Raw genomic sequence first — 18,443 nt, forward strand, 5'->3', positions numbered from 1 at the left:
GCAATCCTGCCATCGTGTGTCCGCCGCCGTCGCGGCGGCCACCTGCTAACGCGCTTCGCCGCACACGCGCCGTGGCGGTCCCGCCCCGGATCACCGGCGTGTCTCACCGGTGCGCTACTATTGCCCGCGATGCGTACTGCGTTCTGGTTTTGGTATGGCGACGGACCCGTGGGTCGGACCGTTCGCCTCCAGATGCTGCGCTGACAGCCTGGCGAACGAGAAGGCCCCGGGTCCGGATTACGGACTCGGGGCCTTCTCGTTTTTCACGGGCCTTCCACCGAAGCGCCCAACCCCCAGCACCACCCAGCACCGAACCACCTGACCACCGAAGCATCGAAGGAGAGACATGGTCATCGTCATGGGTCCCGACGCCACGCAGGGCGACGTCGAGGCGATCGTGGAGATCATCGGCACGGCGGGCGGCGACGCGTTCGTCAGCCGGGGCGTGAGCCGCACGATCATCGGCCTGGTGGGCGACGTGGCTCAGTTCAGCACCCTCAACCTGGGCGGCATGCGCGGAGTCGCCGACGTGATCCGGGTGACGGCCCCCTACAAGCTGGTGAGCCGGGACAACCATCCCGAGCGGTCCACGATCAGAGTCGGCGGCGTGCCGATCGGCCCGGGCACGGTCACCCTGATCGCGGGGCCGTGCGCGGTCGAGACGCCGCAGCAGACCCTCCAGGCGGCCGAGATGGCCAAGGCCGCGGGGGCCACCCTGCTGCGAGGCGGCGCGTACAAGCCCCGCACCTCCCCCTACGCCTTCCAGGGACTGGGCGAGGCGGGGCTGCGCATCCTCGCCGACGTGCGCGAGCAGACCGGCCTGCCCGTCGTGACCGAGGTCGTGGACGCCCACGACGTCGAACTGGTCGCCTCGTACGCGGACATGCTGCAGATCGGCACCCGCAACGCGCAGAACTTCGCGCTGCTGCAGGCGGTCGGCGGGATCGGCAAGCCGGTCATGCTCAAGCGCGGCATGAACGCCACCATCGAGGAGTGGCTGATGGCGGCCGAGTACATCGCCCAGCGCGGCAACCTCGACATCGTGCTGTGCGAGCGCGGCATCCGGACCTTCGAGACCGCGACCCGCAACACCCTCGACGTCTCGGCGGTCCCCGTCGCCCAGCGTCTGTCGCACCTGCCGGTGATCATCGACCCGTCCCACTCCGGCGGTCACCGCGACCTGGTCCTCCCGCTGACCCGCGCCGCCATCGCCGTCGGCGCGGACGGCGTGATCATCGACGTCCACCCGCAGCCGGAGCAGGCCCTCTGCGACGGTCCCCAGGCTCTGGTCGACGGCGACCTGGAGGAGCTCGCCGACGTGATGCGCCGCTTCCCCGCACTGCTCGGCAAGACCGCGACCGGCGAGGCCCTGGCCTCCGCCTGACCCTCGCCGCGCACGACCCCGCCCCACCGGCCGCGGGCGTCCGTGTCACGTGAGCACGGCACGCCCCACAGGCCACACACCCTACTCACGAGTAATACCGTACTCATGAGTAATTAAGTAGGAGAGCTCAGGCGCGACGCCTGGCGGAGGATGGATCGTGGCGGTATGACCAAAGCGATCCATCCGAGGCACACCGGCGCCTTCTACTTCCAGTCGATCGTGTCCTTCGGCGTCTCCGTCTCGGCGGTCACCCTGGGGCTCGTCTATCTTCCGGTCGAGACCTGGGTGCGCGCCTTCCTGGCCATCGGCGTCCTCTACGTCGTCACCTCGACCTTCACCCTGGCCAAGTGCGTCCGCGACCGTCAGGAGCTCACCGACGTCGCCACCCGCGTCGACCAGGCGCGCCTGGAGAAGCTCCTGTCCGAGCACGACCCCTTCAAGGTCGACTGACGCCGGGCGGGGCCCGCCCCAGGAGGCGGGCCCCGCCGGGACAGCGCTCAGAGACAGCGCTCAGGGACAGGGACAGGGCCCGGGGAGAGGGCCCAGCGAGAGTGCCCGGGGCGCGCTCAGCCCTCCAGCTTGTACTCCTGGAGGGAGCCGGCCAGCTGGACGGCGAGCTCTTCTGCGTCGAGGCGCCTCTCGATCTGCTTCAGATCGGCGATCTTCGCGGCGGTCTCCGCCCTGCGGGGGGCCAGGAGGGTGCAGCAGTCCTCGTCGGGGAGCTCGGAGATCTCCAGCGTGCCGATGCGGCGCGCCTCCGCCATGATCTCGGTCTTGTCCAGGCCGATGAGCGGGCGCAGGATCGGCAGGTCGACCGCGTCGTCCTGGGCGGTGATGTTCTGCAGGGTCTGGGAGGAGACCTGGCCCAGGGAGTCGCCGGTGATCAGCGCACCGGCCCTGAGGCGGCGGGCGACCTCCTCCGCGGTCTTGAGCATCAGGCGTCGCTGGGCGATGACCGCGAGCCGGTCCTGACCCGAGGCCTTGATGGACTGCTGGGCCTTGCCGAACGGGACGACCCAGAGGCGGGACCTGCCCTGGAACTTGTCCAGCGCCTTGACCAGGGCGTACGCCTTGTAGATGGACTCCGAGGTGGTGAACGGGATGCCCGAGAAGTGCAGGAAGTCGACCCGCAGGCCCCGGCGCATCATCCGGTAGGCGGCCACGGGCGAGTCGATGCCGCCCGACATCAGGACCAGCCCGCGGCCGCTGGTGCCGACCGGCAGGCCGCCCTGACCCGGCTGCCCCCCGGTGAAGACGAAGACCTCGTCGCGGTCCACCTCGATGGAGACCACCAGCTCGGGGTTCTTCAGATCGACCGGCAGGCCGTAGATGTCGTTCAGCTCGCCGCCGACGGAGCGGTCGAGCTGCATCGAGGTCAGCGGGAAGCGCTTGTCGCGGCGGCGGGAGCGGACCGCGAAGGAGACGCCTCGCCTGACGTCCTCCCGGTCGGCCAGCAGTTCGATCGCGGCCTTGGTCACCGCGGAGGGGTCCTTGGCGACCCGCCACGCCCTGTGGATCCAGACCAGGCCGGGAACGTGGCCGACGCGCTCGGCGACCGCGTCCGCGCGCTCCACGCCGGAGCCCTCGGGAAGGAAGAGCGCGATGACGCCGTGACGCTGCCGCAGGTCCACCTTGAAGTCCAGGTCCTTGACGGCGGCCTTGATGTTGGCCTGCAGGCTGCGTTCGAAGAGCTCGCGGTTGTTTCCCTTGAGGACGACCTCGCCCAGTTTGAGCAGAACGCAGGGCTCGCCCAAGGCGGACATGGTCATGGTGCAACCTCCGGTGGAGCTTCGAGGGGGAACATGGGGTGTGCGGCGCCGCCGTAGCGATGCCACGGCCGACGCGCACCGGGGACGGGGTGTCTTCCAGTGTCACGTGTGGGCGTGTGAGGACAATGCCTTGACCGTGTCACTTTAGTCGGCCCTATGACCCGTCCAGGCCTTGCTCGATGGCGTATCGGACGAGTTCCACGCGGTTGTGGAGCTGGAGCTTGTTCAACGTGTTCTGGACGTGATTCTGCACGGTCCGGTGGGACAGGACCAGACGTTCGGCGATCTGCCGGTAGGACAGGCCCTTGGCGACCAGGCGGAGCACCTCGGTCTCCCGCTCGGTCAGACGGGGCCTGTCCACGGGGGCCGCCTGGGCCGCCAGCCTGCGGTACTCCCCCAGCACGAGCCCGGCGAGGCCGGGGGTGAAGACCGCGTCGCCCTCCGCGGTGCGCCTGACCGCTTCGAGGAACTCCTCCTTGCTCGCCGACTTCAGCAGATATCCGGACGCGCCTGCCTTGACCGCTTCCAGCACGTCCTCCTGCTCGCCGCTGGCCGACAGCACCAGCACCCGCGGCTGGGGGTCGTACGCGGCCAGCCGCCTGGCCACCTCGACCCCCGACAGGTCGGGCAGCCGCAGGTCCAGGACGACCAGCTCAGGCCTGACCGCGGCGGCCACCCGGAGGGCCTGCCCGCCCTCGCCGACCGCCGCCACCACCTCGTATCCCGCCTCCCCGAGATCCCTGGCCACGCCGTCCCGCCACATCGGGTGGTCGTCCACCACCATCACGCGCATCCGCCAAGCCTAGTGAGAGGCCAGGAGGACGGGAACGGACATCTCGATCTCCGTCCCCTCTCCCGGAGCGGACAGCACCGTGACCGTGCCGCCCAGATCGGCGATGCGGCCCCTGATGGACTGGGCGACCCCGAGCCTCCCGGTCGCCGCGGCCTCCTCCAGGCGTCCTTCGGGGATGCCGGGCCCCTCGTCCCTGACGGTCACGATGACCGCGCCGCCGTCGCTCTCGGCGAAGACCCAGGCGGGCGCGTGCGGGCCGCAGTGCCTGGTCACGTTGTCCAGGGCCGCGCCGACCGCCGCGGCCATCTCCCCCGCCGTGGCCGCGGGCAGGGTCAGCGGGGTGGCGGGGACCGAGACGGTGACCGAGGCCGAGCCGTACACCTGGAGCAGGGTGCGCAGGTCGGCGGTCCCCGCGGCGGGCGGCTCGGGACGGAGCCTGACCAGCTCGCGCAGCGCGGCCTCCTGCTCGCCCGCGAGCCTGCCCAGCTCGGCCGCCTCACCGCCGATCTCCTGCCCCCGGCGCTGGACCAGGGCCAGCACCTGGAGCACCGAGTCGTGGATGTCCCTGGCGATCCGCTCCCGCTCCCGCCCCGCGACCTCGATCTCGATCGCCCGCTGGAGACGCGCCTCCGCCTGCCTGGCGAGCTTGGCGACGTGTCCGACCAGCACTCCCGCGAGGAAGAGCAGGACGGTCCCGTTGATCGGCAGGGTCTCGAACCTCATCCCGCGCACGCCGTGCAGCCACAGGTCGGCCAGCGAGACGATCAGGGCCGCCGCGGCCCCCACCCGCCGCCCGCCGTACACCCCCCACGCCAGTACGGCGCCGCCCATCCAGGTGCCGGTGACCGGCAGGCTGCCCACCCGGTAGGCGCCCTGCACCAGGGGGGTGGCCAGCAGGCAGCCCAGCGTCACGAGCATGTCCGCCATGAGCAGCGGCCAGCCGTGGAACTCCCTGTCGGAGTAGGCGAAGATCGTCGCCACCGTCCACAGCGCCATGAAACCGATCACCAGCCAGCCGGTGGCCGGATGGGCGTATCCGCCCGCGCGCAGCAGCAGAACCGTCGCGTACACCAGCGACGCGACACGGAAGACCGCGATGACCCGCCAGAACGGACCTTCGATCGCCGTCACGCCCCCGACCCTACCGTCGCGCGCGGCGCCCCTCCTTCCCCATGCGTCACCCGCTTTTTCCCGATTGACGACCATTGACTGCCATAATTCACCAAATCACCCACTAACACAGAAATTGGACCATGTCCCACGTAGACCACTTTTCATATGGCTTGCTCACCCCTGTATTGGCCTATGTCGTTTCGGCCATCGGGTGCATGCTGGGCCTGTCGCTCACCGCCAAAGCGCGGGCGACGACGGGCTCGGCGCGCGTGCGCTGGCTGGTCGGCGGCGCCCTGTCCATTGGGGGCACCGGCATCTGGGTCATGCATTTCGTCGCCATGACGGGTTTCACCGTGGGCGGCAATCCGATCCGCTATGACGTCCCCCTGACGATCGCCTCCATGGTGCTGGCGGTGGCGATCGTCGGCGCCGGCCTCTTCATGGTCTCCGCCAGGGGCGAGAAGATCGGCTGGCTTCTGCTCGGCGGGGTGATCACCGGCCTGGGCGTGGCGGGGATGCACTACCTCGGCCTGTTCGCGATGAACCTGTCGGCGAACATCTACTACGACGTGACACTGGTCGCGCTCTCCGTGGTGATCGCGATCGCCGCCGCGACCGTGGCGCTCTGGTTCAGCCTGCGCACCGGCGGCGCGCTCACCGCCGCCGGGGGCGCCCTGATCATGGCGATCGCGGTCAGCGGAATGCACTACGTCGGCATGTTCGCGATGGAGGTGCACCCCCGCATCTCCCTGACGCCCGTCGACGGCGCGCGGGGCGTCGACTTCATGCTGCCCGTCCTGGCCGTGGTCAGCCTGCTGACGCTCGGCCTGCTGCTGGCCGTCATCCTGGCGCCCTCCGAGCAGGAGATGCGCACGGACGCCGAGCTCCTGGCGCACCTGGAGAACCGCAGAAGCGGCCAGCCGGACGCGCCGACGACGCCGGGCAGGCCGGTCGTCTCGGCCTCGCCGCCCGCGGAGGCCCAGAGACGGCCCTCATTGTTCGACGCCAACGAGGGGTGATGTACGGCTTGCGCCCGGGTGGGCCGCTTCTGCGAGGCGCAAGCCGTACATGGAGGGGCTGACGGACCGCTCCCGATCCGTGACTTCACGTTAGGGCCGCGCGGTTGCAGAACGTTTGCAAGACGATGGGAGCCGCACCGGAGGAGGCCTCCCGGTGCGGGCCTTTCGCACTCGCCGCCCGGAACCGGCGACCGGCCCAGGTCTTTTCGACGCCGCGCCCGGCTCCGAGGACACCGGGCCGGGCGCGGCGGGGCGTCACCCGAAGAAGACCTCGGCCTCCTCGTAGCGGCTGACCGGCACGGTCTTCAGCTCCTTGGTCGCCTCGTCGAGGCCGACCGTGACCACGTCGGTGCCCTGCAGCGCGACCATGGTGCCGTAGCGGCCCTCGTGCACCGCGTCGATGGCGTGCAGGCCGAAACGGGTGGCGAGCACCCGGTCGAAGGCCGTGGGCGTGCCGCCGCGCTGGATGTGGCCGAGAACGGTGGTGCGCGCCTCCTTGCCGGTCCGCTTCTCGATCTCCTTCGCGAGCATCTCGCCGATGCCGCCGAGGCGGACGTGCCCGAAGGAGTCGAGCTCGCCCGCCTGCAGGGCCATCTGGCCCTCGATCGGGTGCGCGCCCTCGGCCACCACGATGATCGGCGCGTAGCGGGTCTTGAACCGGGACTCCACATAGGCGCAGACCCGGTCGATGTCGAAGGGCTTCTCCGGGATGAGGATGACGTTGGCGCCGCCCGCCATGCCCGCGTGCAGGGCGATCCAGCCCGCGTGACGCCCCATGACCTCGCAGATCAGGGCCCGGTGGTGGGACTCGGCGGTGGTGTGGAGCCGGTCGATCGCCTCGGTCGCGATGTTGACCGCGGTGTCGAAGCCGAAGGTGTAGTCGGTGGCGTTGAGGTCGTTGTCGATCGTCTTCGGCACGCCGACGACGTTGACGTCCTTGTCGAAGAGCTGCTTGGCGACGCCGAGGGTGTCCTCGCCGCCGATGGCGATCAACGCGTCGACCCCGGCGGAGGCCAGGTTGTCCTTGATCTTCTCAACGCCGCCGTCGATCTTTATCGGATTGGTCCGCGAGGAGCCGAGGATCGTGCCGCCCCTCGGCAGGATGCCTCGCACCGCCTGGACGTCCAGTGGCATGGTGTCGCCTTCGAGCGGTCCGCGCCAGCCGTCGCGGAAACCGACGAACTCATGGCCGTAGACACTCACGCCCTTGCGTACGACGGCGCGGATAACGGCGTTCAGGCCGGGGCAGTCGCCGCCCCCGGTTAGCACTCCAATACGCATGGCATCCTCCGGTGGTGGTTCCGAGGCGAGACGGCCAGACTAAATGGGGTGACACGGCCGGCGAGGGATTTCGGACGCCGACGCAACGCATTCTGCCCTCAGACAAGGCCAATGGTCTAGACCAAAATGGAGGAGTCTCTCATATGTCGGTTCTCGCCATCGACGCCGGGACGACCGGGGTCACCGCGCTGATCGTGACCGAGGACGGCCGGATCGACTCCAGGGGTTACCGGGAGTTCGCCCAGTACTTTCCCGAACCGGGCTGGGTCGAACATGTTCCCGAGGAAATCTGGCAGGCCACGCTCGCGGCCTGCCGCACCGCGCTGGACGGCGCGAGCGCCGTCCCCTCCTGCGTGGGGATCACCAACCAGCGCGAGACCGCCGTCCTGTGGGACTCCGCGACCCTCGCCGCGCCCCGCCCCGCGATCGTCTGGCAGGACCGCCGCTCCGCGGGCGTCTGCGCCAGGCTGCGCGAGGCCGGGCACGAGCCGAGGGTGGCGGCGCTGACCGGGCTGAGGCTGGACCCGTACTTCACCGCCACCAAACTCGCCTGGCTCGCCGAACACGACCGGCGCTCCTGGTCCGCCGTGACCTCGGGCGAGGCCGTCGTGGGCACCGTGGACTCCTACCTGGTCGCGCGGCTGACCGGCGGCGCGCGCCACGTGACCGACGCCTCGAACGCCTCCCGCACGCTGCTGTACGACCTGGAGGCGGGGAGGTGGTCGGCGGAGCTGTGCGAGCTCTTCGGGGTGCCGGAGGCGGCGCTGCCGGAGATCGTGCCCAACCACGGCGAGACGGGCAGGACGGACCCCGCCGCCTTCCTCGGCCTCGACCTGCCGATCAGCGGCATGGCGGGCGACCAGCAGGCCGCCCTTTTCGGTCAGGCGTGCCTGTCCCCCGGCGACGTCAAGTGCACCTACGGCACGGGCTCCTTCGTCCTGATCAACACCGGTTCCGAGCCGGTCAGGTCGGAGGCCGGGCTGCTGACCACCGTGGCCTGGCAGACCCCCTCAGGGGAGATCACCTACGCCCTGGAGGGCTCGATCTTCGTCACCGGCGCCGCGGTGCAGTGGCTCCGCGACGGGCTGGGCCTGATCCACACCGCGCCGGAGTCGGAGGCGCTGGCGCGCACGGTCCCCGACAGCGGCGGCGTGGTCTTCGTGCCCGCCCTGACCGGCCTCGGCGCGCCGCACTGGGACCCGGACGCCCGCGGCACGATCGTCGGCATCACCCGGGGCACCACCCGCGCCCACCTGGTCAGGGCGACGCTGGAGGCGATCGCGTTCGAGGTGCGCGACGTCGTCGAGGTCATGACCGGCGACGCGGGCCTGCGGGTGCCCGTGCTGAAGGCCGACGGCGGGGCCAGCGGCAACGACCTGCTCATGCAGCTGCAGGCCGACCAGCTCGGCGTTCCGGTCGAACGGCCCGCGATCCAGGAGACCACCGCCCTGGGGGCGGCCTTCCTCGCCGGGCTCGGCGCCGGCGTGTGGTCCTCCGCCGACGAACTGCGCAAGACCTGGAACCTGGACCGGCGCTTCGAGCCCGGCGAGCAGGACGGCGAGGCCTACGCCCGCTGGCTCAGGGCCGTCGACCGCTCCCGCTCCTGGGCGTAGCCCCGCCGGACGCCCCGGCACGGCCCCGCCGGACACTCCCGGGCTGGGCCCGGTCAGACGCCCCCGGGGCCGGGCCGTCCGATCGCGAACCCCTCCGGACGACGTGGAGCCGCCCCGGGGTCATCGCCACCGTCCGCGGGCGGCGTGGCCGCGGTGGTGTCGCGCCTGACGGCTCCAGGCGTGCTTTCCCTTGCGCTTGCGGAGGTGTTCGGCCTCGCGGTGCCGGGGGCGGCGGTCGGGGGTGACGCGGGGCGGACCGCCCAGGCCGAGGGCGTTGAGGTTGTCCCTGGCCGGATGTCTCAGCCCGGCGGGCCCCTCGGCGAAGGCCCGCAGGACGTTCGTCGTGGCCGCGCGGACGAAGAGCGCCGTCCGGTCGGTGACACCGTGGCCGCAGCGTGAGCCGCGCATCGCGCAGACCCAGCGCATCGTGCCCGTGCTGAACACGCCCGCGCCGCTCGGCGCGGTGTAGTAGGCGCTGTGCGCGATGGTCGGCCTGCCGCTGCAGTCGACCGGGGAGATCGACAGGATCTCCATCGGCCGTGGCACGCCGGGGAGGACCTCGTCGGTCTCCACGCCCGCCAGACCGGGGAAGGTCGTGCCCTGCCGGACGCCGGTGCCCTCGAAGATCCAGCTGTCCGGGCTGTGGACCACGTAGACGGCCTCGGCGGGGAAGCAGTTGTACATCGGGCCGGTCAGCGAGCTCTCCGGCTCGGTCACGCGCCACCGGTCGGTGCTCGGGTCCAGCCTGCCGTCCTTGTTGCAGACGACGAGGCGGTCGGGGCCCATCGGCGTCGCGGCGAAACGGATCCGCCAGTAGACGGCGTTGGCGCCGAGGAAGGCGAGGTTGACGCCCTGGTCGCGGGCGGCCTCGACGTTGCGGCGCATGCGCGTCGACCAGTACTCGTCGTGCCCCAGCGAGACCAGCCCCCTCGCGCCGTCGAGGATGCGCGGATCCCTTTCGAGCTCCAGGTTCGTGATGTACGCCAGCGGAACGCCGCTGTGCTCCGCGACCTCGACCGCGTCGCGTTCCAGGTCCAGGAAGAGCCTGGCTCCCGAGGTGTCGTAAGGGCGGTCGAAGCTGACCGCCCTCGACCTGTCCTCGAAGCCTCCGGGCCCCTGGTAGAGGCTGCGACCGCCCCAGAGGTTGTAGGCCTGCCAGGTGGTGACCGCGTTGACGATGACCAGACGTCCCCGGGTCGAGGCCGACCTGACGGTGATCGGGACGAAACGCCGCGCTCCGGTGTCGGCATCGAGACGGATCAGGTAGGAGCCCTCGGGCCAGCCGGTGGTGTCCACGGCCGGTCCCTGCTTCCAGTGGGCGGCGGTGACGGTCCGGGTGGCTCCGATCACCTTGGGCGGCTCCTGCTTCGTGCCGGGCAGCTCCTTCGCCTCCCAGACCTTGCGGGCGCCCGCTCCGCCGTACCAGCCGACTCTGAAGGCCCTGACGGCGTACCGCTCCGCCGTGGTCGAGACGTACAGGTGGAACGCCTCTCCCGGCAGCACGCTCACCCGGTCGGCGAAGCCCTCGATCTCGTGCTCGCCGCCCTGGTGGTTCGCCCGCCAGAGCGGGTCGCCCTGCCTGGCGTTCTCGGCGGCCGTGGAGCCGTCCCCGCCTGCGGGGGGCGCGGACGTCTCAGGGGCCGAGGAGAGCGTGGGCGAGGGCAACCCGGTGGGAGAGGGCAGCACCGCGGTCAGGTCTGGGACCCCGCCGGCGACGCCGCCCGTGACGGTGCCCCTGACGGTGGCGGTGACGGTGGCGCACCCGGCGATCGCCATGGTCAGCGCCAGCGTGATCGCCAGATGAGTGGACGCTCGGAACATGGAGATCATCCTGTCCGCGCCCGAGGCCCCGCACCCGCGACTTGGCGGGTTCTTGGTCTCAGGGCAACGGCAGCACGCACGTGGGAGTGCCGGTCGCGAACACCGTGGGGTCCGGCTGCGGGATCCCGTCCTTCAGGGTCAGCACGGCGATGCCGTCGGAACGCTGGTTGGCCACGTACAGGCGGTCGCCGGCGATCGCGAAGTGTCTCGGCCAGGCCCCGCCGCAGGCGACCTCGGCGACCGGGGCGAGGGTGCGGAGGGAGAACACGGAGATGGTGTCGGGGCCTCGGTTGGCGACGTAGACGAACCCGCCGGACACCTCGATGTGCGAGGGGTGGTTCCTGTCCTCGGCGGCGCTGGCCGCGACGGATCCGATCTCGTTCCAGCCGTCGTCGTAGACGCGGACCGTGCCGTCCAGCTCTCCCGCCACGTACCAGTGCTCCCCGGAGCGGGCCATGTGCCTGGGGCCCATGCCGGACGCCAGCCGTACCGGGCCTTCGGGGTGCGGCGACGCCCCGCTGCCGGCGGGCCCGCCCTCGACCAGGTAGCGACGGACCTCGTCCGCCCCCAGGTCGGTCACGTACAGCACGCCGTCCTGGCCGAAAACGGCCTGGTGGGCGTGGGCGCCCTCGCGGTAGGGGAAGGTCCACACGTCGGTCAGGAGGCCGGATTCGTCGATCCGGTGCACGCTCACCGTGCCGTCGCCGTAGTTGGTGACCGCGAGCAGCGTGCCCGAGGGGTCGACGGCCAGATGGCAGGGGGCCGACCCGCCGCTCGGGCGCTGGGCGAGGGGGGCGGGGGCGCCGTCGCCCACGGCGAAGACGCCGACCGTGCCGCGCTCGCTCTCCCCCACGGCGTACAGGATCGGGAGCCGGGGGTGGAGGGCGAGGAAGGAGGGCCCGGAGGCCGGCGTGACGCCGAGCCGCGTGAGGCCCTCCAGCTCGACCGCGGTGATCCCCGTGCCGGACCCCCCGGTGTCCGGGGTGTATCCGCCGATGTACGCGACCTCAGCCATCATGCTCCCGTCACTGGATCGGGCGGCCCGCGCCACCCGGAAATCTTCATCCGTTCTCAGCCAGTCTGCGAACTTAGCGTAGTTTCTCGCTCGCTGGACACCCGTTCTTCGCGCGAACGCGGCACCCGTCGCGCGTCCGCCGCCGGGAGCGGTTCCCCGGCGGGCCGCACGGGACGTTTCATTGACCCGATCAACGAAAAAGTTGATCGTGTCAGCCATGGAGAACCTTGTCGCACAGGTCCGCGCGTTCAACCACTTCTACCGGGAAGTCCTCGGCGCGCTCTACCGGGACATCGTGAACACCCCCTTCTCCCTGGCCGAGGTGAAGGTGCTGTTCGAGCTCCATCTGCGCGACCGCATGGAGACCGGCGAGCTGCGGCGGCTGCTGGAGCTGGACTCCGGATATCTCAGCCGGATGCTCGGACGGTTCGAGGCCGACGGGCTGATCGCGCGCGAACGGTCGGCCACGGACGCGCGGCGGCAGATCGTCGAACTGAGCGAGGCGGGCAGGATCGCGTTCGCCGCCGTCGACGAGCGCTCGGCCTCGCGGGTACGGGACCTGCTGGAGGGGGTGACGGAGGAGGACGGGCGACGCCTCGTCGCGAGCATGGCGACGATCAGGGAGGTCCTCTCCCGGAACAGGAGCGCCGCGCCGTACGTCATCCGGCCGCCGCGCCCGGGGGACCTGGGATGGGTGGTGCACCGGCACGGGGTGCTCTACAGCCAGGAGTACGGCTGGGGCCAGGACTTCGAGGCCATGGTCGCCAGGATCGTGGCCGACTACGCGGACGACCACGACCCGCTGCGCGAGGCCGGGTGGATCGCGGAGGTCGACGGCGCGCAGGCGGGCTGCGTCTTCTGCGTCCGCAGGGACGACGAGACGGCCCAGCTCAGGATGTTGCTGGTCGAGCCCTCCGCCAGGGGGATGGGAATCGGCGGGCGGCTCGTCGAGGAGTGCCTGCGCTTCGCCGCTGCCGCGGGCTACCGGCGGATGGTGCTGTGGACCAGGGACGTGCTGACCGACGCCCGGCGGATCTACCGGGCCGCGGGTTTCGAGCGGATCGAGGAGCGGATGGAGGGCGGGGTCGTGGAGGAGACCTGGGCCAGGAACCTGTGAGAGCCGGGCCCCGGGATCCCTGAAGGCCGGGAGCCGGGGACGGCGAGGCTCGTGAGGGGCGGGTCCGCCCGCCGAGGGCACGGAAATCCGGCCACCGGACCGGGGCCGCGTCGTGGCCTCGCCCACCCCGCCTTAATTCCTGCTTTGTAGATAGGTATTATCTGGTTAATATCTAGAGCACCCCCACCTGCATGAGGCGATGATGCGGTTCCACTGGTTCCTCCCGACCACCGGCGACGGCCACCACGTCAGACCCGCCACGACCACGGTCGCGGCGGGGGCTGCGGCGGCTCGTTCCGCGACGCTCGACTACCTGGCCCAGGTGGCGGGGGCCGCGGAGGCCTCCGGTTTCGACGCCGTGCTGACCCCGGTCGGGGCGGGCTGCCCCGATCCCCTGGTCGCGTGCAGCGCCGTCGCCGCGCGCACCGAGCGGCTCAGGCTGCTGGTGGCCTTCAGGCCCGGCTTCACGCTGCCCACCCTGCTGGCCCAGCAGGCGCAGACGTTCCAGGAGATCAGCGGCGGGCGGCTGCTGCTCAACGCGGTGACCGGCGGCGACCCCCAGGAGCAGCGCGCCTACGGCGACTTCCTGGACCACGACGCCCGCTACGCGCGCACCGAGGAGTTCCTGAGCGTGCTCCGCCGCACCTGGACCGGCGAGCCGTTCGACCACGAGGGCGTCCACTACCGGGTGTCGGGGGGCGGGCTGGCCGCACCGCTCCTGGACGTCCCGGAGATCTACTTCGGCGGGGCCTCCCCCGCCGCCGAGCAGGTGGCCGCCGCCCAGGCGGACGTGTACCTGATGTGGGGCGAGCCCCCCGCGATGATCGCGGAACGGATCGCCAGGATGCGGCGGCTCGCCGCCGAGGCAGGGCGTGACCTGCGCTTCGGCATCCGGCTGCACGTCATCGCCCGTGACACCGCCGAGGAGGCCTGGGCGCACGCCCGACGTCTGCTCGACGGCATGGACCCCGAGCGGATCGCCGCCGCCCAGGCGCGCTTCGCCCGGATGGACTCCGTGGGCCAGAGCCGCATGGCCGGGCTCCACGGGGGTTCCGCGGATGCGCTCGAGATCTCACCCAACCTCTGGGCGGGGGTGGGACTGGTTCGCGAGGGCGCCGGCACGGCTTTGGTCGGCAGCTACGCGGAGGTCTCCGAGCGCATCCGCGAATACGCCCGTCTCGGCCTGTCGGAGTTCATCCTGTCCGGCTGGCCGCACCTGGAGGAGGCCTGGCGGGTGGGCGACTTCGTCCTCCCGCTGCTGGCCGCCCCCGCCCTGGCGTCATGACCGCGCTCGACAGCTCTACCGGCGGCCTCACCGGCGGCCCTGTCGGCGGCCCGGCCGACAGCTCTGCCACCGGCCCTGCCGGCTCCGCTCCCGCCCGCGGCCTCTGGCGCTCCCTGGCCCTGCGGGCCGGGGCCGTCGTCGCGCTGGTCGCGATCTGGCAGGCCGTGGCGATGGCGAGGATCTGGCCTCCGGTCTTCGTGCCGGAGCCGCTGGCGGTCTGGGAGCAGTTCCTCCGGACGACCACCGACGGCGTGAGCGGCTACACCCTCCAGGAGCACCTGCTCACCAGCCTGCGCCGCATCCTCCTCGGCTGCCTGTACGGCGTGGCGGGCGGCGTCCTGCTGGGCCTGCTGATCGGCATGGTCCCCACCCTGCGGGCGCTGCTGGGCCCGCTGGTGACGTTCGTGCGGACGCTGCCCCCGCTGGCCTACCTCAGCCTCCTGGTGATCTGGTTCGGCATCGACGAGGAGCCCAAGATCTGGCTTCTGCTGCTCGCCGCGCTGCCGCCCGTCGCGGTCGCCACGGCGGACGCGGTGCGGAGCGTCCACGAGGACTACCTGAACGCGGCCCGCTCGCTCGGCGCCCGGCGGCACGAGCTGCCGCTTCGGGTGGTGCTGCCGAGCGCGCTACCGGAGATCATCACGGGCGTCCGGGTCGCCGTGGGCGTCGCCTACACCACGGTGGTCGCCGCGGAGACCGTGAACGGGGTGCCCGGGATCGGCGGCATGGTCCGCGACGCCCAGCGCTACAACCAGACGGACGTGGTGGTGCTCGGCATCCTCGTCATCGGCGTCTCCGGCCTGCTCATCGACTTCCTCCTGCAGACGATCGACCGCCGCCTGGTGCCCTGGCGCGGCCGTACCTGAACCGAACCCGCGGCCCCGCCGGAGCGAGGCCCGCGACGTGCCCGAACGAAGCCCGCAGAAAGAGCGCCACCATGAAACGCACCATCCTGGCCCTGCCCCTGGCCCTGGCCGCCGCCCTCGCGCTGACCGCGTGCGGGTCGGGCGCCCAGGAGGCGAAACCGGCCGCCGACGGCTCCCCCGCGACCCTGCGCATCGGCTACCAGCTGATCCCCAACGGCGACCTGATCGTCAAGGACCAGAAGTGGCTGGAGGCGGCCCTGCCGAACACCAAGATCGTCTGGAGCAAGTTCGACTCGGGCGGCGACGTCAACACCGCCATGATCGCGGGCTCGCTCGACATCGGCCTCGCGGGCAGCAGCCCGGTCACCCGCGGCCTGTCGGCACCGCTGAACATCCCCTACAAGGTCCCGTGGATCTTCGACGTGATCGGGGACAACGAGGCGCTGGTCGCGCGCGGCGGCGTGACCGACGTCAAGGGCCTGGCGGGCAAGCGGATCGCCACGCCGTTCAGCTCGACCGCGCACTACAGCCTGCTCGCCGCGCTGACCGAGGCCGGGCTCTCCGAGTCCGGCGTGAAGATCCTCGACATGGAGCCGCCGGACATCCAGGCCGCGTGGCAGCGCGGCGACATCGACGCCGCGTACGTCTGGACGCCCAACCTGGCCGAGCTGCAGAAGAACGGCGGCAAGACGCTGGTCACCAGCAGGGAGCTGGCCCAGCGCGGCAAGCTCACCGCCGACCTCGCGGTGGTGCGCGGCGAGTTCGCGCAGAAGTACCCCAAGGCGCTGCAGGTCTGGCTCCAGCAGCAGGACCGCGCGGTCAAGCTCGTCAGGAGCGACAAGGCCACGGCGTCCGCGGCGATCGGCCGCCAGCTGAACCTGGACCCGGCCGAGGCCGCCCGTCAGCTGGACCAGCTCGTCCTGCTCGACGCCGCGGAACAGCGCTCGGCCGACTACCTCGGCACGCCGTCGGCCCCCGGCAAGCTGGCCGAGAACCTGCACAACGCGGCCGAGTTCCTCAAGACCCAGCAGAAGGTGGACGCGGTGCCGGAGCTGGGCGTCTTCCAGAAGGGCCTGGCCACCCAGGAGCTGACCGATGCGTTCGCGGGCAACTGACCAGGGGACCGTCAGACAGGCCGGGGTCGTGGAATCAGGAACCGGAGAGGCCGGAGAAGGGGCCGTGGGCGTGGACATCGGGACCGACGAGAAGACCGCGGCCGCGGAGCCCGGGACCGGGAAGGACGCCGCGGTCGCCGGGGGTCCGGCGCTGGCCCTCGCGGGGGTCTCGCACTCCTACCGGGGGCGCGGCGGGACGGTCACGGCCCTCGGACCCGTCGACCTGGAGATCGCCAGGGGCGAGTTCGTCACGGTCGTCGGCCCGTCGGGGTGCGGCAAGAGCACGCTGCTGCGGCTGGTCGCGGGGTTCGCCGCGCCGTCGACCGGGCGCATCACCGCCTCGGGGCGGCCCGTCGCCGGGCCCGACCCCGCCAGGGGATACGTCTTCCAACAGCACCGCCTCTTCCCGTGGCTCTCGGTCGCGGGGAACATCGGCTTCGGGCTGCGGGGCACGCCGAAGGCCGAGCGGAGGGCCAGGGTCGCCGAGTTGCTGGAGCTGACCGGCCTGGGCGACGTGGGGCGTGCCAGGCCGTACGAGCTGTCCGGAGGGATGCAGCAGCGCGCGGCGATCGCCCGCGCGCTGGCCCCCGGCCCCGCGCTGCTGCTGATGGACGAGCCGTTCGCCGCGCTGGACGCGTTCACCAGGGAGCGCATGCAGGAGGAGGTGCGCGAGCTGTGGCGGCGGGCGGGGACCACGGTCGTGTTCATCACGCACAGCGTGGACGAGGCGGTCTACCTGGGCACCCGGGTGCTCGCGCTGAGCGGCAGGCCAGGACAGGTGATCTTCGACCGTGCCTCCGACCTGCCGTACGAGGAGCAGCCGCGCGGCCGCCCCCGCTTCGCCGCGCTGCGCGAGGAGCTGACGGCCGTCGTCCGCCAGGCCGCCTCGGCCGGTGGCGGAACCGCCGCGTGACGAGGCGCGAGAACCCGGACGGCGACGGCGGAACGGGCCCGTGACGGCGAGGGGGCCGGGTCAGCGGCGGAACGGGCCCGTGACCTCGTAGGTGACGCCGTCGGTCCCCGCGGCGTCGCCGCGCGGGCCGCGCTGGGAGGAGAAGTACAGGCGGCTGCCGTCGGGGGTGAAGGCGGGGCCGGTGATCTCCGACCCGGGATGGCCGTCGACCCGCAGGAACGGGGTGACCGTGCGGTCCGGGGTGATCAGGTTGATCTCCATGTTCCCGCCGTCCTCGGCGACGTAGAGATCCCCCGAGGGGGTGCCGGTGATGTTGTCCACGCCGTTCAGCGGGGCGCTCGCGTCGTAGACGACCTCCAGGCGCTCGTTCTCCGCGTCGTAGCCCCAGACCCGGTTGTCGCCCTTGCTGGTGAAGAAGCAGACCCCGTCCGAGTAGTGGCAGCCCTCTCCCCCGTCGAAGTGCAGGGCCTCCGCCACCTGGTGGCGGGTCGCCTCAAGCAGCGCGGCGGGGTTGGGCACCCGCCGCCAGGTCACCGCGCCCGCGTCCGGGGAGGCGCACATCACCTCGAGGCGTCCCGTCGTCAGGTCGCCCCAGTGGGCGGGCCTGAAGCGGTAGAAGCAGCCGTCGCGCTCGTCCTCGGTCAGATAGACCACCTGCCGGACCGGGTCGCACGCGGCGGCCTCGTGCTTGAACCTGCCCATGGCCAGGCGCGGCATCGCGGCGCGCACGCCGTACGGGTCGCACTCGAAGACCCGTCCGCGCAGTGTCTCCTCACACGACAGCCAGGTGTTCCACGGGGTGGCGCCGCCCGCGCAGTTGAGGTTGGCGCCCGACAGGATGCGGTAGGCGCCGCGGACCGCCGCGTCCGGGCCGAACCTGATCGCGGTCGCGCCGCCGAGCAGGGGGATCTCCGAGTTGGACACGTAGATCCAGCCGTTCCCGTCGGGGAAGCAGGCTCCGCCGTCGGGAGCCGGATGCCAGAGCACCCCGCCGACCCGGTGCCCCGTGCGGGCGACGATCCTGCCGGAGAACCCGGAGGGCAGGGCGAGCCCGTTGGCGTCCGGCGCGCCCAGCGGGCCGTACGGACTGTCACGGCGGGACGCGACGGCGTGGGCCGCCCCCTGCCAGAGGGACCCGGCGAAGGCCGTTCCGGCTGCCAGTCCCCCGGTGCGCACGAACGTTCGGCGAAGCATGGCTCCTCCTGGTCACCTTCTCGGTAGGCGGCCAGTCGATCGGACTCATGTGAACGGGGCGACTGCCCGCGCCCAAACTTTGCGGAAACCGGAGAGCAAGCGTTCCCCAAAACCGGTCGCCCTCTCGCCAAGATCCCGAATCGCC

At 71.7% G+C, this 18,443-nt stretch carries 16 protein-coding genes; 9 read left to right on the forward strand and 7 right to left on the reverse strand.

All coding sequences use genetic code 11. The features are described from left to right. The first annotated feature begins 346 nt into the window (after positions 1–346). Positions 347–1,384 (forward strand): 3-deoxy-7-phosphoheptulonate synthase, encoded by a 1,038-nt coding sequence (gene aroF, locus PKF00_RS17020; protein WP_271218510.1) that lies wholly within the window; start codon positions 347–349, stop codon positions 1,382–1,384. A gap of 165 nt (positions 1,385–1,549) precedes the next feature. Next, on the forward strand, positions 1,550–1,834 hold the full coding sequence (locus PKF00_RS17025) for a YiaA/YiaB family inner membrane protein (protein ID WP_271218511.1): 285 nt from the start codon (positions 1,550–1,552) through the stop codon (positions 1,832–1,834). A gap of 116 nt (positions 1,835–1,950) precedes the next feature. Here the strand turns inward: PKF00_RS17025 and thiI are convergent, their stop codons facing one another. The 3 genes from thiI to macS form a co-directional block, all read right to left on the reverse strand. Then, entirely contained in the window at positions 1,951–3,153 is a 1,203-nt protein-coding gene (thiI, locus tag PKF00_RS17030; protein ID WP_271218512.1) for a tRNA uracil 4-sulfurtransferase ThiI, read from the reverse strand. 154 nt (positions 3,154–3,307) lie between these two features. After that, a complete protein-coding gene (locus tag PKF00_RS17035) occupies positions 3,308–3,937 on the reverse strand; it encodes a response regulator (RefSeq protein ID WP_271218807.1) in 630 nt (209 codons plus the stop codon). An 18-nt stretch (positions 3,938–3,955) separates the two neighbouring features. Next, positions 3,956–5,077 (reverse strand): MacS family sensor histidine kinase, encoded by a 1,122-nt coding sequence (gene macS / locus PKF00_RS17040; RefSeq protein WP_271218513.1) that lies wholly within the window; start codon positions 5,075–5,077, stop codon positions 3,956–3,958. A 197-nt stretch (positions 5,078–5,274) separates the two neighbouring features. Between macS and PKF00_RS17045 the strand changes: the two genes are divergently transcribed. Then, entirely contained in the window at positions 5,275–6,078 is an 804-nt protein-coding gene (locus tag PKF00_RS17045) for an MHYT domain-containing protein (RefSeq protein WP_271218514.1), read from the forward strand. A gap of 255 nt (positions 6,079–6,333) precedes the next feature. Here PKF00_RS17045 and PKF00_RS17050 read toward each other — a convergent pair whose 3' ends face one another. After that, positions 6,334–7,359 carry a 6-phosphofructokinase gene (locus PKF00_RS17050; protein WP_271218515.1) on the reverse strand — a complete coding sequence of 342 codons (1,026 nt, stop codon included), beginning with the start codon at positions 7,357–7,359 and terminating at the stop codon, positions 6,334–6,336. A 143-nt stretch (positions 7,360–7,502) separates the two neighbouring features. Between PKF00_RS17050 and glpK the strand changes: the two genes are divergently transcribed. After that, a complete protein-coding gene (glpK, locus tag PKF00_RS17055; protein ID WP_271218516.1) occupies positions 7,503–8,972 on the forward strand; it encodes a glycerol kinase GlpK in 1,470 nt (489 codons plus the stop codon). Positions 8,973–9,092: 120 nt separating this feature from the next. Here the strand turns inward: glpK and PKF00_RS17060 are convergent, their stop codons facing one another. Continuing rightward, positions 9,093–10,793, reverse strand: a complete 1,701-nt coding sequence (locus tag PKF00_RS17060; RefSeq protein WP_271218517.1) for a N,N-dimethylformamidase beta subunit family domain-containing protein — start codon at positions 10,791–10,793, stop codon at positions 9,093–9,095. A gap of 58 nt (positions 10,794–10,851) precedes the next feature. After that, positions 10,852–11,808 (reverse strand): lactonase family protein, encoded by a 957-nt coding sequence (locus tag PKF00_RS17065; protein ID WP_271218518.1) that lies wholly within the window; start codon positions 11,806–11,808, stop codon positions 10,852–10,854. 217 nt (positions 11,809–12,025) lie between these two features. Here PKF00_RS17065 and PKF00_RS17070 point away from each other — a divergent pair, with 217 nt between their 5' ends. The 5 genes from PKF00_RS17070 to PKF00_RS17090 all read left to right on the forward strand — a co-directional run bounded on the left by PKF00_RS17070 (position 12,026) and on the right by PKF00_RS17090 (position 17,104). After that, positions 12,026–12,925, forward strand: coding sequence for a bifunctional helix-turn-helix transcriptional regulator/GNAT family N-acetyltransferase (locus PKF00_RS17070; RefSeq protein ID WP_271218519.1), 900 nt, complete (start codon positions 12,026–12,028; stop codon positions 12,923–12,925). 202 nt (positions 12,926–13,127) lie between these two features. Continuing rightward, positions 13,128–14,210: an LLM class flavin-dependent oxidoreductase gene (locus PKF00_RS17075; protein WP_271218808.1), complete on the forward strand. Its 1,083-nt coding sequence runs from the start codon at positions 13,128–13,130 to the stop codon at positions 14,208–14,210. Continuing rightward, positions 14,207–15,076, forward strand: a complete 870-nt coding sequence (locus tag PKF00_RS17080; protein WP_271218520.1) for an ABC transporter permease — start codon at positions 14,207–14,209, stop codon at positions 15,074–15,076. The genes PKF00_RS17075 and PKF00_RS17080 overlap by 4 nt, the downstream gene beginning before the upstream one ends. Before the next feature lie 71 nt (positions 15,077–15,147). After that, positions 15,148–16,191, forward strand: a complete 1,044-nt coding sequence (locus PKF00_RS17085) for a taurine ABC transporter substrate-binding protein (RefSeq protein ID WP_271218521.1) — start codon at positions 15,148–15,150, stop codon at positions 16,189–16,191. Between the two features lie 70 nt (positions 16,192–16,261). Then, positions 16,262–17,104 (forward strand): ABC transporter ATP-binding protein, encoded by an 843-nt coding sequence (locus tag PKF00_RS17090; protein WP_271218522.1) that lies wholly within the window; start codon positions 16,262–16,264, stop codon positions 17,102–17,104. Positions 17,105–17,164: 60 nt separating this feature from the next. Here the strand turns inward: PKF00_RS17090 and PKF00_RS17095 are convergent, their stop codons facing one another. Then, positions 17,165–18,298: an alkaline phosphatase PhoX gene (locus PKF00_RS17095; RefSeq protein WP_271218523.1), complete on the reverse strand. Its 1,134-nt coding sequence runs from the start codon at positions 18,296–18,298 to the stop codon at positions 17,165–17,167. Positions 18,299–18,443: the final 145 nt, after the last annotated feature.

It is taken from the genome of Streptosporangium carneum, assembly GCF_027922005.1.
Lineage (GTDB): Bacteria > Actinomycetota > Actinomycetes > Streptosporangiales > Streptosporangiaceae > Streptosporangium > Streptosporangium carneum.